Source organism: Terrisphaera buseokensis (assembly GCF_047521145.2).
Lineage (GTDB): Bacteria > Verrucomicrobiota > Verrucomicrobiia > Opitutales > Opitutaceae > ER46.
The window spans coordinates 3,479,613-3,496,022 of sequence record NZ_CM134186.1; the positions used below are offsets into that span (position 1 = coordinate 3,479,613).

Consider the following 16,410-nt stretch of genomic DNA (forward strand, 5'->3'; position numbering starts at 1 on the left):
AGACGGCGGTGAACCTCTCCAGATTCCGGCGTGGAGAGCGTCTCGATGCGTTTGCGGCCGGGGCTGGAACCGGTACCTTCCCGGAGACGACTGCGTCTAGCCCGACACCGTGAATTCCCCGAAAAATTATCTGCTTCTGCTCCTGGCCGCGACAACCGTCGGCGGGGCGTTGCTCGCGTGGCGCCAGTACGGCGAGCTCGTCGAGCTGCGGGCAGCAGCGATGAACAAGGACGAGCGCGCGGATCTGCAGAAGCGCGTCTGGGAACTCGAGAAGGCCAATCGCGATTTGCTTAACCGCGTGCCGGCAAACCGCGGAACCGGTGAGGCGGATGAACTGCTCGCCGCCACCGGTGACGAGCGACCCGCGCGTGATCGGGGCGAACGCGGGGGCCGGGGTGACGGCCGCGGCCGCGGCGGTTTCGAGCAGCAGGCGACGGCGATTCGCGAACTGATGAACAAGCCCGAGGTGCAGGCCATGCTGAGTCTGCAGCAGAAGGCTGGCATCGAGGCGCGTTACGCCACGCTCTTCAAGAATCTCAACCTTCCGCCTGCTCAGGTGGAAAAACTCACCGCGCTGCTCGCCGAGCGCTCGACCACGATGCAGGACGTGATGTCGGCCGCGCGCGATCAAGGCATCAATCCGCGCGAGAATCCCGAAGCGTTCCGCAAGCTCGTTGCCGACGCGCAGAACGAAATCAACAACGGCATCAAGGCGGTCATCGGCGACCAGGGTTTCGCCCAGCTTTCCAATTACGAACAGACGCTGCCGCAGCGAAACGTCGTCAACGAACTGCAGCAGCGCCTGAGCTACACGAGTTCGCCCCTGACCGCGGCGCAGGCCGAGCAGATGGTGCAAATCCTCGCGAGCACCGCGCCGCAGCGGACGACCTCGACGGCGGGCCCGCCGCCTCCGGATGCTGGCATTCGCATGGGGCCGCCTCCGGGTGGCCGTGGCGGACCCGACATAGGTGCCATGCTCGGCGCGCTCGGCGCCGGACCAGGCTTGGGGATGATCATGGACGGCGGTCGAGGCGGCGGCGGCGGCGGTGGTGGTGGTGGTGGAACCGCGCCGGTTACGCCCGCCGCGGTTGCTCAGGCGCAGAGCGTCCTGGCGCCCGCCCAGGTCGCCGCGTTGCAGCAGATTCAGCAGCAGCAACAGGCCCAGCAGCAGCTGCGGCAGTTGGTGAACGAGACACTTTCGGCCGCCCCAACGGGCGCGACTCCAGGCAGCACGTCGACCGCGCCGACCAAGGGCGGACCGGCGACCAAGCAGCCGCGCGGTGGCGGGTGAGGTGCGACGCAGGCGGACGTGCACCGCAATCCAAGCACAGGGAATTGCTTTATATGCACAGAGAAAACCCTTGCGAGCGCGGGGGCCCGCCGGAACAGTTCGTGCTCTTACTCTCTGCCTATGATCGTCACCACCGCGCAGCTCTTCAAGCACGCCTACGGCAAGTACGCCGTCGGCGCGTACAACATCAACAACGCCGAGCAGGCGATGGGCCTCTTCAAGGGCTGCATCGATTCCAAGGCTCCGTTCATCATCCAGATTTCCAAGGGCGCGCGGAAGTACACCGACAAGCGCATGCTCGAGGCCATCATCCGCTCGGCCGGGGAAATCTTCCCCGAGGCCATCTTCGCGGTGCACCTCGACCACGGTGACGAGCAGACCTGCTACGAGTGCATCGACTCGGGCTTTTTCAGCTCGGTCATGATCGATGCCTCGCACGATCCGTTCGATCAGAACGTGGCCATCACCAAGCGCGTCGTCGACAAGGCGCACGCCAAGGGCATCTCCGTCGAGGCCGAACTCGGCATGCTCGGCGGCGTCGAAGAGGACATCAAGGTCGAGGACGGCAACGCGTGCCTCACCGATCCCGACGAGGCCAAGGATTTCGTGGCGAAGACGGGTTGCGACTCCCTCGCCTGCGCCATCGGCACCAGCCACGGCGCCTTCAAGTTCAAGGGCAAGCAGTCCCTGCACTTCGACGTCCTCGAGAAGATCAAGTCCCGCCTTCCGGGCTATCCGCTCGTCATGCACGGATCCTCTTCCGTCCCGAAGGACGAAGTGGATCGCATCAACAAGGCCGGCGGCCAGATCAAGGACTCGATGGGTGTGGACCCGAACGAGTACCTGCCTGCCGCCAAGCTCGGTGTGACCAAGGTCAACATCGACACCGACGGCCGTCTCGTGTGGACCCGCGTGCACCGCGAGTTCTTCCGCGACAAGCCGGGTGAGTTCGACTTCCGCCCGCCGGGCAAGATCTTCATCGACGAGTACGCGAAGTTCATCGCGAGCCGGAACACGCTGCTCGGCAGCGCTGGTCAGCTCGAGAGCGTCCGCGCCAGCCTGAAGAAGTAACGAAGCCCGCTTCGCCTTCCCACTCACTCCAAGCCCCGCCGAAACGCGGGGCTTTTTTGTGGGTGCGCAAACCTCCGCCCTGCGGCGGAAAATGCAGGCCGGAGGCCTGCGCTCCTGGCGAGATTCCGCCAGAGCCGTCGCTACGGCAGCCAGGGATATTTCCGGGCGTCGGGCTTACGCTTGTCGCGCTGCGCGGTCATGAACTCCTTCGCCTCCTCGCTCATGTAGTAGAGCATGGTGGCGTTGCCGGCGAGTTCCTGGATGCCGGCCTGGCCATCGAGCTCGGCGTTGAAGCCGCTCTTGAGCAGGCGGATCGCCAGCGGACTCTTTTCCATGATTTCGAGCGCCCACTTGACGCCCTCGGCCTCGAGCTCGGCGACGGGAACGACGGTGTTGACCAGGCCCATCTCCAACGCCTGCGCCGCCGAGTACTGGCGGCACAGGTACCAGATTTCGCGGGCCTTTTTCTGGCCCACGACACGCGCAAGGTAGCTGGAACCGAAGCCGCCGTCGAAGCTGCCCATCTTCGGTCCGACCTGGCCGAAGATGGCGTTGTCCGCGGCGATGCTGAGATCGCACACGACGTGCAGCACGTGGCCGCCACCGATGGCGTAGCCGGCGACGAGCGCGATCACCACCTTGGGCATCGAGCGGATCAGCTTTTGCAAATCGAGGACGTTGAGCCGGGGCACGCCGGCCTCGTCGATGTAACCGGCGTGGCCGCGAACGCTTTGGTCACCGCCGGCGCAGAAGGCGTATTTGCCGTCGGTGTGCGGACCGGCGCCAGTGAGCAGGATGACGCCTACTTTCGGGTCTTCCCGGGCGTCGGAAAAGGCGTCGAACATCTCCGCCACCGTCAACGGGCGGAACGCGTTGCGCTTCTCCGGCCGGTTGATCGTCACTTTGGCGATGCCGCCGGCCTTGTGGTACAGAATGTCGGTGTAGGTCTTGGCGACCTTCCAATCGAGAGTCATGGCGCAGCAGCGTGGAGGTTTTTCTCCGCTTGTCGACCGGTCTGCTTCGCCTGAAATCAAGCTGATTTCGGACGAGGTCGCGAAACTGCTTGGACCCGGCCGGCACGTCCCCGACACTGGCCCTCCTTCATGAGCAGCACCTCTCCGACACCGGTTCAGGCGGGCGCCAAGCTGGCGCTCGGACTGGGCGCGCTTGGGGTGGTGTTTGGTGACATCGGCACCAGCCCGCTTTACACGATTCGCGAGTGCCTCGCTGGTCTGCCGCCCGCGGAACACGCCGTGGCCGTGCTGGGGGTGCTGTCGCTGATCGTCTGGTCGCTCATCGTGGTGGTCAGCATCAAGTACACCGTGTTTGTGCTGCGGGCGGACAACCGCGGGGAAGGCGGAATCTTCGCCCTGCTGGCCCTCGGGCAACTTGACCGCGGCGCGCGCAACACCCTCAACGCCGGCACGGTCATCGTGTTGATTGGTGCAGCGATGCTCTGCGGCGAGGCGGTGATTACCCCCGCGATTACGGTGCTGGGCGCCGTCGAGGGCATCAAACTCGTCTGGCCCGGGGTCGAGCACTTGGTCGTGCCGTTGTCCTGCGTGATTCTCGCCGGGATTTTCATGTTTCAGTTCCGCGGCACGAAGTTCATCGGCGGCATTTTCGGCCCGGTGATGCTGGTGTGGTTCATCGTGCTCGGCGCACTCGGACTATGGCGCGTCCTTGAAACGCCGATGGTGCTGCGGGCGCTGAATCCGGCCCTGGGTTTCAACCTCCTGATCACCCACCCCAAGGATGTTTCCATCCTGCTCGGCTCGGTGGTGCTGGCGTTCACCGGTGTCGAGGCCTTGTACGCAGACATGGGCCACTTTGGGCGCCGCGCCATTGTCACCGCCTGGTATGCGGTGGTGCTGCCCGGTCTCGTGCTCAACTACTTCGGCCAGGGCGCCTACTTTTTGTCGGGGCGGAGCTCCTACGATAATCCCTTTCTGGCCATCGCGCCGGAAGGACCGATTCGGTACGGCCTGCTCGCGCTGTCGGTGCTGGCGGCGATCATCGCCAGCCAAGCCCTGATTTCCGGGGCGTTTTCCTTGATCCGGCAGGCCATCCAACTGGGTTATTTCCCGCGCCTTTCCGTCCGGCACACAAATCCCGATCAGCGCGGGCAAATCTACCTGCCGCTGGTGAACACCGCGCTGGCCATCGGCGCCATCACCACGGTGCTCGGCTTCAAATCGAGCTCGGCCCTGGCGGCCGCGTACGGCATCGCCGTCACCGGCACGATGATTGTGACGACCATCGCCCTTTACTACGTGATGAAGCGGGCGTGGAAATGGCCGGCCTGGCGCGCAACGCTCGTCTGCGGTGTTTTCCTGGTCGTCGACCTGGTGTTCTTCAGCGCGAACCTGCACAAGTTCACCGACGGCGGCTGGCTGCCGGTGGCCCTCGCCCTGGTTGTACTCGCGGTGATGGTGACGTGGAAGATGGGCAAGGCGGAGATCTTCCGCCGCATCTACGCCAACGAAATCACCGAAGGCGAACTGACCACCATTGCGTCCAGCCGCCACATCGCGCGCGTGCGGGGGACGGGCGTTTTCATGGCCGGCAACCCCACCGGCACACCGCTCGTGCTCCTCCATCATGTGAAAGCCAACAAGGTGCTGCACGAGACCGTGGTCCTGCTCAGCATCCTGACCGAGGAAGTGCCGTACGTCGCCGCCGAGCAGCGGCTCGAGGTGCGTGAAATCGGCAAGGGCGTGTGGCGGGCCCTTGCGCGCTACGGCTACATGGAATCGCCGGACGTCACCGAGCTGATCGGCGAAATCGGCACCCGCGGCGTGCCGCTGAAGCCCTCGGAGGCCACCTACTATTTCAATCGCGAGATGATCATCACGGGAGGCGACGCCCGGATGTGGGAATGGCAGAAACACTTCTACGGCTTTCTCAGCCGTAACGCGCGCCAGGCCCGGGATTATTATCAGCTGCCGCCGATGCAGATCATCGAGGTCGGATTGCCGATTCAGCTCTGAGGCTGGGCGGTTCCCGACGGGACGGTGGGAACAGGGGAAGCGTGACCTGGGACCGCGACCGCCCTCGGTCGCATCGGGATCTGCATTCAGTAAAAATGCGACCGGGGGCGGTCGCGGTCCCAGGTGTCGCTCCACTGCCGAGTCGCTCCGGAAGACCTACTCCAGCGCCCGCGCCCACTCCGCGAACAGCGCCTTGCGCGCGGCTGCATCGTGTTTGCGATCCGTGCGCACTTCAATCACACGCACGCCGCTCGCGGGCAGGGTCCGCACCAACTCCGCGAAGTGCACCCAGTCGCGCACCAGTGTGTGCTCCACCCCATAGGCGGCACACAGTTTCGCAAAATCCGCCTCCTGCGGTGTGGCAAAAAACTCCTCGAACGGCGGCTCGTAGGCCGCGACCGGCAAATGCTCGAAAATCCCGCCGCCGCGATTGTTGATGAGGACGATCGTGAGCGAGCCGCGGAATTTGCCGCACAGCAGAAAACCATTCGTGTCGTGCAACAGCGCGAGATCGCCCGTGAGCAACACCGCCGGCTGGCTGCCGCCGTGCGCCACGCCGAGCGCGGTCGACAGCGTGCCGTCGATGCCGTTCGCGCCCCGGTTGCAGAACGGCCGAATCGCGCGATCGCCGGCCGGCCACACGTACTCGACGTCCCGGACCGGCATCGAATTGGAAATGAAAATCGGCGTCCCCGGTGGCAACGCCCGGCCCAGCAGCCAGGCCGCCTTCGGCTCGAACAGCGCGGCCTCGGCCTGCAGCCGCGAGAAAATCAACGGCCGCACCTTATGCTCATAGCGCGCCCACATGCGCTGGTAACCGTTCGGATCGATCGCCTCCGGCAGGAGCGCCGCGAGCGTCGGCAACGATACCGCCAGCGTCCGCGTCCGCCCGTGCAGGGCGTCACGGTTGTCGGGCCGCTCCGTAGCCAGCCAGATCGTGGCTGCGCTGCGCTCGATCCACGCGCGCAGGACTTTGCTCGTCGGCCACTCGCCGAGGCACAGCACGACCTCGGGTTTGAGCCGCTCGGCCGCGGCCGCGTTGCGCAGGATGAGGTCGTAGGTGGCGACGAGGTGCGGCAGCTGCGTCACGTGATTGCGCAGCGGCGACAGTCCGTCGGCCAGCACCGGCCAGCCGAGCCGGCGCGCGATCTCGGCCACGGCGGCCACATAGGCGGCCGGGTCGCCCGGTTGCGCGGGACCGACCACGATCGCGCCATGCACCTCGGGCATGATGACCGGCAGCGGCCGGACCAGCGACACCACCTCTTCCGCGACCACGTGCGAGAAAAACAAGTCCCAGTCGATCCCGCGGGCAAACGTCTCGGTCGCGCCGTCATCGGCGGCCGGGACGAGCGGATCGCGAAAAGGCACGTTCAGGTGCACCGGTCCGCCGGCCGGCGGACGGCTCCGCGCCACGACGTGCGCGACGGTCTGACGCAGGTAACGCAGCCGTGCCTCGTCGTTCTCCGGCGTCGCGACCTCGTGATAGAACTGCACGTATCCGCCAAATAGCTTCTGCTGATCGATCGTCTGCCCCGAAGCGCAGGCGCGCATCTCCGGCGGACGATCCGCCGTCAGCACGATGAGCGGGACCGCGCTCTCATGCGCCTCGACGATCGCCGGTAGAAAGTTCGCCGCCGCGGTGCCGCTGGTGCAGAGCAGCACCACGGGCTGCAGATCCTGCTTGGCGAGGCCGAGTGCGAAGAAGGCCGCCGAGCGCTCGTCGAGCACGGGAATCGCCTCGATGCCCGCATGGGCCGCCACCGCCAGCGTGAGCGGCGTCGAGCGCGAGCCCGGGGACACCACCGCGCGTGTCACGCCGCAGCGCGCGAGCGTCTCCACGATGACACCGGCCCAGAGGGAGTTGACGTTGCGGGTGTCTGGAACCGAACGGTGCGACATGGGAAGGTGGAATTCGCTGGTCAGGGCGCGAGCGCGTCGAGCATGGCCTTAAACTTGAGCTCGGTTTCCGCAAACTCCTTTTCGGCCTGCGAGCCGGCGACGATCCCCGCGCCCGCGTAGACGCGCGCACGCGGTCCTTCGACGAGCGCGGAACGGATGCCGACGAAGAACTCGCCGCCGCCACGGGCGTTCAGCCAGCCGAGCGCGCCTGCATATAGGCCGCGTGGAAAACCTTCCAGGTCGCGAATGCGTCGCACCGCCGCGTCGCGCGGACTGCCGCCGACCGCCGGCGTGGGATGCATTGCCCCGATCACGTCCAGCAGGCGCACGCCCTCCGGCAGCGTGGCCCGCACCGGCGTATCCAGATGCTGGACATTCGCGAGCCGGCGCACGTGCGGCGTCGCAGGGAAATCCGGTTTGAGGCCCAGCGGCGTGAGCCGCGCGACAATGTCATCGAGCACCTCGCGATGCTCCCGCCGGTTCTTCTCGCTGCGCAACAAGGCGCCGGCCAGCGCGGCGTCCTCGCTGGCCCCCGCCCCGCGCCGAATCGAGCCGGCGAGCGCCTCGGTCTCGAGCGTGCCGCGGCTGACGCGGCCGAGGCGTTCCGGACTTGCGCCGATGAAGCTCGGACCGCGGCCCGACGCGAAGGAGAACGAATAGCAGTCGGGAAACCGCTGCCGCAGGCCGTTCAGCATGCGCAACGGATGCAACGGCTGGTTCGCGATCAGGTCCTGCGCGCGGGCGAGGACGATTTTGTTGAACTCGCCCGCGGTAATGCACTGCAGCGCTTTCGTCACGGCCGCGCGGTAGTCGCCGGTCTCCCGCTGCTGCCACGTGGTGGGCGGGTTGGCTTCACTCCGGGCCTCGTTGGCTCGCGTTTCGGACACCCCGCGGGTCGAGGCCAGCCCACCTGCAAGCGATCCGCCGTTCTCGGGCAGCTCGCGGTATTCGAACCGGCTGAACTTCTGGTGCGCCCGCCACACCCGCAGCGCGAGCGCCTCGAGATCTGCGTCCGGAGTCACCAGCAGATTGGCCACCGCCGTCGTGGTCGTGCCGGCGAGTGCCACCTGCCAGCGCGGCACGAACACCGACGCGGCGGGAAACGGCTCGCCCGGCTCGACCTCGTCGTGAAACGCGAAGCCGGCGAAAAAGTGCGGCCCGCCGAACGGTGCGCTGACATCGCCGACGGCAATCGTGTGCTGCAGCGTGTGCGCGACCCAGCGCTGCACCTCCGCAAAACGCTCCGGCCCGTGCGCGGTGTGCGCGATCGCGATCTCGGCGCCAGCCACGGCGGTCTCGAGCGCGGGACGTTCCGCGTAAAAGTGCGGCTCGGCCGGATCGAAGATCGATTCAAGCACCGCCAGCGGATCGAGCGCATCGACGGCGAGCGAGATGCTCACGAGCTTCGCGTGGCTGTCGCGAATGGCCGCGCTCCGACACTGGCCGAGAAAAGCCCGCAGGCTTTCCGGCGAGGCGTTCTCCGCGGGATGCAGCGGCAGGATGGTCATGCTGACCGGACCCGCCGCCCACCGACGCTGCGAAAGGGGGCGCGCCGCGCAGCCGAAGCCGCGCCCGTCCCTTCGGTCTCAGCTCCGTGCGTCGAATTGGCCGCCGCGTTGCGCATGCGCCTCAGACCGGTTTCGCGGGCGGCGTCGGCCGGGGAAAGAGCACGAGCGCGGGCGCCACCCTGGCCCCGTTGAGCTTGGCGCCCCAGACGAGTTCATCGAGCCAGAGCGCGCCGGGCGTGTAGCCGAGGACTTCGTTGATCTTGCGCGTGGTCGAGGGCGTGACGTGCAGCATCAGCGCCACCGCGAGCCGCAACGCCTCCGCCATCGTCGCCAGCGACGTCCGCAGCAGCGCCTGGTCCTTCGCCTCGGTCGATTTGCCGAGTTTCCACGGCGCGCGTTTCTCGATGTACGCGTTGGTCGCGTTCACGAACGCCATGCCGCGCTCGAGCGCCGTGTGGAACTGGAAGTTCTCGCACAGCGGCACGACCTCCGCGCGCGTCTTGGCCCAGAGTTCATGCAACTCCCGCTCGGGCTCCTCGGTCACTTCGGCGGCCGGCAGCACGCCGGCGGCGAACCGCGTTGTCATGTTGAGCGTGCGGTTGACGAGGTTGCCGAGATTGTTCGCCAGCTCGCTGTTGTAGCGCACGAGAAACTGCTCGACGGTGAACTCGCTGTCCTGCCCGACGTTCATCTCGCGGATCAGGAAGTAGCGGAAGGCATCGACGCCGAACTGATCGATGAACGAGAGCGGGCTGACCGCCTCGCCCGTGCTCTTCGACATCTTGGCGCCACCCTGCAGCCACCAGCCGTGGACCAGCAGCGCCTTCGGCGGCGGCAGGCCCGACGCATGCAGCATGATCGGCCAGTACACCGCGTGCGGCGGGACGAGGATGTCCTTGCCGATGACGTTGAAATCCGCCGGCCAGAGGCCCTTGTCGGCCACGGCTGAGTAATAGTTCAGCAGCGCGTCGAACCAGACGTACGTGACGTAATTCTCGTCGAACGGCAGCGAAATCCCCCACTCGAGCCGCTCCTTGGGCCGCGAAATGCACAGGTCGTTCAACGGCTCCTTCAGGAACTCGAGCACCTGCTTGTGCCGGTATTTCGGGAAGATGAAATCCTCGTGCGTCTTCAGGAAGTCGATGAGCCAGTCCTGGTACTTTTGCAGCCGGAAGAAATAGTTCTTCTCCACGATCTGCGTCACCTCGCCGTAAATCTCCGGCCAGGATCCATCGGGCAGGCGATCCTTCTCCTGCAGGAACTGCTCCTGCCGCGTGCTGTAGAAACCGCGGTACTCGGCCTGGTAGATCTCGCCGCGGTCGAACAGTTTCTGCAGGATGTCGCGGACCACCGTCTTGTGCCGCGATTCCGTGGTGCGGATGAAATCGTCGTTGGAAATGTCCAGGCGGGCGCAGAGCGCCTTGAACTCGGCGGACACGCGATCGACATACTCCTGCGGCGCCACGCCCTGCTTGCGCGCGCTCGCCTGCACCTTCTGGCCGTGCTCATCGGTACCGGTGAGGAAATAAACCTTATCGCCCATCTGCCGCCGGAACCGGGCAATGACGTCCGTCAGCACCTTTTCATAGGCATGGCCCAGGTGTGGCGAACCGTTCGCGTAGTCGATGGCGGTCGTGATGTAGAAGGACTTCATGCAGAGCCGGACAAGAGAACCCGGGGGGCGCGAAATGTCGAAAGTTTTGACGCATCGGTGTCGTAAACCATGATCTGCCCGTCCCCGGATGAACCACCTGCCGCGCTTCGTTGCGATCATGCTCTTCGTCGTCCTCGCGGCGCTGGTGGCCCTGCTCGCGGTGCCCGTGTGGCGCGGGATGCGTGCGCCGGAGGCCGCGGCCGAGCCGATGGGCCCCACGCCCGCACCGGCCCGCTCCACGGGCACCACATCGCCCGCGCGCGCGTACGTTCTCCTGCAACGCGCCGCGCTGTTCCTCAGCGTGGCCGCTCTCGCCCTCACCCTCACCCTGATTCTCAGCCAGTCGCTGCCGGTGCTGCGCCAGGGTGAATCGCGCGGACCTTTTCGGACCGCCCGCACCGAGGTGCAGACGCTCGCGCGACTGGCGGAGTCGTCGGTCGCGCAGGGCGCGGAACTCTCCCGCGAACGCGACGTGCGCCGCCTCGCCGAGGAGGACGCCCGTTTCAAACAGCAGCTGCTCACACAGTCCCTCGACGAAAAGATTCGGCTCGGCCACGACCTGCACGACGGGATCATTCAATCGCTCTACGCCGCCGGCCTCGCCCTCGAGACCGTGCGGGCGTTGATCAAGAGCAACCCCGACGAGGCCGATCGCCGCCTCGAAACCACGCGGGCGAGTCTCAACAACGCGATCCGCGACGTGCGCGCCTATCTCGTCGGCCTCGCGCCGGAGAATCTGCGCCGCGCGGGTTTTGCTCACGCGTTGACCGTGCTGCTGACCGAGCTGCGCGCGGGTCGCGAAGCCGAGTTCGACATCAAGATCGACGAGGAAGCCGCCGTGCTGTTGTCGCCCGAGCAAAGCATCGAAGCGCTGCAAATTGCGCGCGAAGCCGTCAGCAACGCGCTGCGTCACGGGCGCGCGACCCGCGTGACGCTTCGACTGATCAAGAGCGACCGCGAACTCTGCCTGCTCGTGCAGGACAACGGCGTCGGCTTCGATGCCTCGACGCTGCGCGACGGCGGCCACGGCCTCGGCAACATGCGCGCGCGCGCCGGCCGGCTCCACGCTTCACTCAAACTCACCAGCACGCCCGGTGAAGGCACCCGCGTGCTCGCTACGGTCCCCATCCTTGAACAGGCTGCCTCATGACTGCTTCCCCCCGGATCCGCGTGCTGCTGGTCGACGACAGCGAAATGGTCCGCACGGGCCTGCGCACGTTGCTGGGCATCGAAGCCACCATTGAGGTCGTGGGTGAAGCGGGTGACGTGGCGACTGGCGTGGAGGCCGCGACGCGTTTGAAACCGGATGTCGTCCTGCTGGACATCCGACTGCCTGATGGCTCCGGCATCGACGCCTGCCGGCGCATTCTCGTCGCGACGCCCGCTACGCGCGTGCTCATGGTGACGTCGATGGTGGACGACACGATCGTCGACGAATCCATCCGCGCCGGCGCGCATGGTTACCTGCTGAAGGAAATCGACGGCCGCGGCTTGGTGAACGCGATCCGCGACGTCGCCGCCGGCAAGTCCATCCTCGATCCCGCGGTGACCGCGCGCGTCATCAAGCTCGTGCGGTCAGCCGGCCCCGGCCGTGATCCCATGGCTGGCCTGTCCGCGCAGGAACGGCGCATGCTCGCATTGATCGCCGAGGGCTGCACGAACAAGGAGGTCGCGGTGAAACTCGAGCTCACCGAAAAGACCGTGCGCAATTATCTCAGCGCGATCTTCGACAAGCTGAACGTCTCACGCCGCGCCGAAGCCGCCGCGATCTACGCGCAGGAAACGAAACGCTGACGTGCGATTCGGACCCGTTGCGCGTCGCGCGGCCGGTTGAGTCTCCCGCGAATCACGCGAATCGGCGCGAATAAGAAGAGAGAGATAAATAGAGAGAGAGCGCGCAGTCCTGATACCAATCGCTCCTTGCTTTTGGACTTCTGGATCGATCGTGGCTACGAGCGCCAGCGAGGGGTCGTTCGGCCACTCGCTGGCGGCTCGTAGCCACGGCTAAAGTCCAAAGGCAAAGAGCGATTGGTATGAGCCCGCGGCGTAGCTTGAGGCGGCGCAGGCGGATTTCATCTGCCTCTGATATTCGTGTCCATTCGCGTGATTCGCGGGCGGCCTTCCGCCGTTCCGGCTCAGGACTGGAGTCGAACCCAGTCCGCCAGTCGCTGCCACGCGCGCGCGCGATGACTGACGGTGTTTTTGATCGCGTCACCGAGCTCGGCGAGACTCGCATCGTATCCGTCCGGGACGAACAACGGATCGTAACCAAACCCGCCCTGCCCGCGCGGCTGCGCCAACAATCGGCCGGGACACCCGCCTTCGAAGATCTGCTCCGCGCCGTCGGGTCCGAGCGCCAACAGCACACAGCGAAACTGCGCTCCGCGACGGGATTCGGGCACGTCACGCAACACGTCGACCAATTTCGCAAGGTTGGCCCGGCTGTCGCCCTGCGGTCCGGCGTAGTAGGCCGACTCCACTCCCGGCGCGCCGTTCAGCGCGTCGACGCAGAGGCCGCTGTCGTCCGCGAGCGCCCACGCACCCGCCGGCAGACGGGGCCGCAACGCGAGCGCCTTGATCCGGGCGTTGCCCACAAAGGTGCCGGAGTCTTCCACGACCTCCGGCATGCCGCCGATTGCGCGGGCTGACGCCACCGTGACGGTCAGCGCGGAGGCCTCGGCGAGCGCCTGGAGTTCGGCCGCCTTGTGCGCGTTGCCCGACGCGAGGTAAAACGTGAGGCGCGCCACGCCGCTTACTTTCCGCCGGGGCCGTAACCCGGCATCGGCTTGCCGTTGGCGTCGAGTTTGCCGATGGCCCAGAGCAGGCCGCGCGCGACCAAATCAAGATAGACGTCGGTCTTCATCGTGGCATCGAAGTGGCCGAGCGTGGTGACGAAGGAACGGCCCTTGCCGTAGGTGTTCAGCCAGACGCACACGTGATCCTGCTTGGTGTCGACGCCGTAGGCCTGCGCGAGCGGGATGACGTTCGGCCAGGTCTTCTCGATCTTGTAGAGCTCGTCCTGAACGCTCGGCCACATCGCGGGTGCGCCCTTCATCACGGGGTTGTCGGCCTTGAGCACCTTGACCTCGAGATCGTGACGATTCTCGTGGCTCATCGAACGCTGACCGATCACCTGGCGCCATTCGTCGGTGGGCGCATTGCGAAAGCTGTGCACGGATGCGTGGAGAATCACCGCCGGCGTGCCCGCCTTGTGCGGCGCCGCGACGCGTTCGACGAATTCCTTGTCCGTGACCATGCCGAAGCACTCGTTGTGAATGATGACGTCGTAGCCGGCGGCCCAATCGGCCTTCTCGTAGATGCTCATCCGATGTTCCCGCGTCGTGCCTTCCTGCACGATCGTCAGGTCGAGGTTGAGCCGCTGCGCGAGGCCCTCGGAAAGCGTCTTGCGTTGCGCGGTGTAGTCGTGAAACCCGCCGCCGGTCACAAGCAGCGCCTTTATCGGCCTCGCCTTCTCCGCGGCCAGGCCGGTGAGTGCGAGCAGCGAGAACGAGAGGAGGACGAGAAGTTTTTTCATGGGGCGGAAATTCGGGATAGTCGGAAGCGACCGGAATCGAATCAGGTTTCGCGCGCACGCTTCTGCAGCGCCGCTTTCGTGAGTCCGAGGCGTTTGGCGGCTTTCGTCTCGTCGCCGGCATCGGCCGCGAGCGCCCGGATCACCAACTCCCGTTCGACGCGGGCCAGCACCGGCTCCTCGTTCGTCTTGAGCTGATCGAAGATTACGTCGAACGCCATCGCCAGGCTCGGCACCGGTGGAACCGGGGGCACAACCGCCGCGGGCGCGACTTCCGCCGGCGCGATCACTTCGTCCGGCGTGGATGCGGTCGGATCAGCCGCGGGCGCGATTGCCGCCACCGCCTCCGCCGCCGCGGACTGCAATTCCACGGGCAAATCCTTCACGAGAATGGCGTCGCCCTGCGCGATCACGGCGCTGCGGTAGATCACGTTCTCCAACTCGCGCACGTTGCCCGGCCAACGGTGGCGCACGAGCACCGCCATGGCTTCCGGCGAGACCTTGCTCACGCGGGTTTTCTTCTGCTTCACCAGATTCTGCAGGCAGAAGTCGACGATCTGCGGGATGTCCTCACCGCGTTCGCGCAATGGGGGCATCCGGATCCGCACGACGTTGAGCCGATAGTACAGATCCTCGCGGAAGGTCTTCGACTTCACCATCTCCTCGAGATCCTTGTTGGTCGCGGCGATGATGCGCACGTCGACGCGGATCGTCTCGGTGCCGCCCACGCGCTGGATTTCCCCCTGCTGCAGCACGCGCAGAATCTTGGTCTGGGTCGCGAGCGCCATGTCGCCGATTTCATCGAGGAAAATCGTGCCGCCATCACACAGCTCGAACTTGCCGAGCCGCTGGACGGTCGCGCCGGTGAACGATCCCTTTTCGTGCCCGAAGAGTTCGCTCTCGATCAGATTGTCCGGAATCGCCGCGCAATTGACCGCGATGAACGGCTTGTTCGCGCGGTGGCTGTGTTTCCAAATGCCGCGCGCGACCAGTTCCTTGCCGGTGCCGCTCTCGCCCGTGATCATCACGGTCACGTCGCTCGCCGTGACCTGACCGATGACCTTGAAGACGTCCTGCATCACGGGCGAGTTGCCCACGATGCCCTCGCGGTAGTCGTCGGCGTTGATGGTCGGTTTGTAGTCACCGACCGCACGCAGATCCGCGTGCGCCTTTAGGGCGTTCTGCGCCAGCGCGAGCACCTTCGCCGGATCGAAGGGCTTCATCACGTAGTCGAACGCGCCGTACTTCATCGCCTCGATCGCGGTCTGCGCCGTGCCGAAGGCCGTCATCAACACGACCAGCTGCCGCGGGTTCGCGGAGCGGATGTGCTGCAGTGCCTCGATGCCGCTCATCCCGCCCATGCGCACATCGAGGAAAACGAGATCGGGCGGCGGCCCCTTCTTCACCAACGCGATGCCCTGTTCGCCGCTGGGCGCCTCGGCCACCTGGTAGCCGCGCGACGAAAGGACGCGGGAGAGCGAATAGCGGATTTCCGCGTCATCATCGATGACGAGAATGGTCGGTGACTTGACAGGAACGTCGGACATGAAAGGTGCTGGGAAGAGATCGCCGGCGCCTGCAACGGCAGGCAGGAATAACGCGAGCAGGCTGGCGAATTCCACCGGCGCGCCTTTGTTGCTACACATGCTTGGCTGGTCAATGAACCTTTTCCGCGTCCGCGGCATCCAGCTCGCGGTCCATTACTCGTTTTTCCTTTTCCTGGCGTACTACGCCTTCCTCGGCTGGACGGACGATGGCTTCGCCGGGATGTTCTGGTGGTCGGCCGTCCTCGTGACGTTTTTCTTTTGCGTGGTGCTGCACGAGTTGGGGCATTCGTTCACCGCCATGCACTACGGCATCGGGGTGCGGCGCATCCTGCTGATGCCCATCGGGGGCATGGCGGAGTTCAACGCCATCCCGCGCGAACCCCGACGCGAGGCGTGGATCACACTCGCCGGTCCAGCGGTCAACTTCGCCATCGCGGCCGTACTTTGGCTGACGCTGCCGCCGTTGGAGACCACGCCGGAGACGGTCAGCTCGTTCCTGGAACTGGGCCACCTCCTGATGCTGTGGAACCTGCTCATGGGCTGCTTCAATCTGCTGCCGGCTTTTCCGATGGATGGCGGCCGGCTCCTGCGCGCGGGGCTCGCCACCCGTCTCACCTATCTGCGTGCGACATTCTGGGCGGCCACGGTGGGCAAGATTGTCGCCGTCGTTGGAGTTGCCGCGGGTGCGTACTTCGAACAGCCGATGCTGATGATTCTTTTCGGCTTCATCTTCTTCGTCGGCGAAATGGAGTACCGCGCCGAGCAGCGGCGGGAGCGCGAGGAGACTTACTACCGCGAGCGCCTGGCCCGACTGTATGCGGAAACGCCGCCGGCCGACGAACCGCCGCTGCTGTATCGCAACTGAGCGCGCCGACGCCCACGGGTGAGGCGGATATTCCGGCCAGATTGCTGGAA

Annotated in this window: 13 protein-coding genes; 6 read left to right on the plus strand and 7 right to left on the minus strand. The window is 65.9% G+C overall.

The window, feature by feature from the left end:
* The first annotated feature begins 109 nt into the window (after positions 1-109).
* Positions 110-1,291, plus strand: coding sequence for a hypothetical protein (locus tag ACLJEU_RS13060; RefSeq protein ID WP_414665028.1), 1,182 nt, complete (start codon positions 110-112; stop codon positions 1,289-1,291).
* Between the two features lie 120 nt (positions 1,292-1,411).
* Positions 1,412-2,362 (plus strand): class II fructose-bisphosphate aldolase, encoded by a 951-nt coding sequence (locus tag ACLJEU_RS13065; protein WP_414665029.1) that lies wholly within the window; start codon positions 1,412-1,414, stop codon positions 2,360-2,362.
* Between the two features lie 140 nt (positions 2,363-2,502).
* Here the strand turns inward: ACLJEU_RS13065 and menB are convergent, their stop codons facing one another.
* A complete protein-coding gene (gene menB, locus ACLJEU_RS13070; RefSeq protein ID WP_414665030.1) occupies positions 2,503-3,336 on the minus strand; it encodes a 1,4-dihydroxy-2-naphthoyl-CoA synthase in 834 nt (277 codons plus the stop codon).
* Positions 3,337-3,465: 129 nt separating this feature from the next.
* Here menB and ACLJEU_RS13075 point away from each other — a divergent pair, with 129 nt between their 5' ends.
* Positions 3,466-5,352 carry a potassium transporter Kup gene (locus ACLJEU_RS13075; protein WP_414665031.1) on the plus strand — a complete coding sequence of 629 codons (1,887 nt, stop codon included), beginning with the start codon at positions 3,466-3,468 and terminating at the stop codon, positions 5,350-5,352.
* Positions 5,353-5,508: 156 nt separating this feature from the next.
* Here the strand turns inward: ACLJEU_RS13075 and menD are convergent, their stop codons facing one another.
* The 3 genes from menD to ACLJEU_RS13090 all read right to left on the minus strand — a co-directional run bounded on the left by menD (position 5,509) and on the right by ACLJEU_RS13090 (position 10,416).
* Positions 5,509-7,254 carry a 2-succinyl-5-enolpyruvyl-6-hydroxy-3-cyclohexene-1-carboxylic-acid synthase gene (menD, locus tag ACLJEU_RS13080; RefSeq protein WP_414665032.1) on the minus strand — a complete coding sequence of 582 codons (1,746 nt, stop codon included), beginning with the start codon at positions 7,252-7,254 and terminating at the stop codon, positions 5,509-5,511.
* Between the two features lie 20 nt (positions 7,255-7,274).
* A complete protein-coding gene (locus ACLJEU_RS13085; protein ID WP_414665033.1) occupies positions 7,275-8,762 on the minus strand; it encodes an isochorismate synthase in 1,488 nt (495 codons plus the stop codon).
* A gap of 121 nt (positions 8,763-8,883) precedes the next feature.
* Entirely contained in the window at positions 8,884-10,416 is a 1,533-nt protein-coding gene (locus tag ACLJEU_RS13090; RefSeq protein WP_414665034.1) for a class I tRNA ligase family protein, read from the minus strand.
* 88 nt (positions 10,417-10,504) lie between these two features.
* Here ACLJEU_RS13090 and ACLJEU_RS13095 point away from each other — a divergent pair, with 88 nt between their 5' ends.
* Positions 10,505-11,566 (plus strand): sensor histidine kinase, encoded by a 1,062-nt coding sequence (locus tag ACLJEU_RS13095; RefSeq protein ID WP_414665035.1) that lies wholly within the window; start codon positions 10,505-10,507, stop codon positions 11,564-11,566.
* Complete coding sequence (locus ACLJEU_RS13100) at positions 11,563-12,210, plus strand: response regulator (protein WP_414665036.1); 648 nt, start codon at positions 11,563-11,565, stop codon at positions 12,208-12,210. Before ACLJEU_RS13095 ends, ACLJEU_RS13100 begins: the two co-directional genes overlap by 4 nt.
* Before the next feature lie 341 nt (positions 12,211-12,551).
* Here ACLJEU_RS13100 and ACLJEU_RS13105 read toward each other — a convergent pair whose 3' ends face one another.
* From ACLJEU_RS13105 to ACLJEU_RS13115, 3 genes are read right to left on the minus strand one after another with little or no spacing between them, the layout of a single operon-like run.
* Positions 12,552-13,163 carry a non-canonical purine NTP pyrophosphatase gene (locus tag ACLJEU_RS13105; protein ID WP_414665037.1) on the minus strand — a complete coding sequence of 204 codons (612 nt, stop codon included), beginning with the start codon at positions 13,161-13,163 and terminating at the stop codon, positions 12,552-12,554.
* A 5-nt stretch (positions 13,164-13,168) separates the two neighbouring features.
* Positions 13,169-13,951 (minus strand): ThuA domain-containing protein, encoded by a 783-nt coding sequence (locus tag ACLJEU_RS13110; RefSeq protein WP_414665038.1) that lies wholly within the window; start codon positions 13,949-13,951, stop codon positions 13,169-13,171.
* Positions 13,952-13,992: 41 nt separating this feature from the next.
* Positions 13,993-15,495: a sigma-54-dependent transcriptional regulator gene (locus ACLJEU_RS13115; RefSeq protein WP_414665039.1), complete on the minus strand. Its 1,503-nt coding sequence runs from the start codon at positions 15,493-15,495 to the stop codon at positions 13,993-13,995.
* A gap of 112 nt (positions 15,496-15,607) precedes the next feature.
* Here ACLJEU_RS13115 and ACLJEU_RS13120 point away from each other — a divergent pair, with 112 nt between their 5' ends.
* Positions 15,608-16,360 carry a site-2 protease family protein gene (locus ACLJEU_RS13120; protein ID WP_414665040.1) on the plus strand — a complete coding sequence of 251 codons (753 nt, stop codon included), beginning with the start codon at positions 15,608-15,610 and terminating at the stop codon, positions 16,358-16,360.
* Positions 16,361-16,410 lie beyond the last annotated feature (50 nt).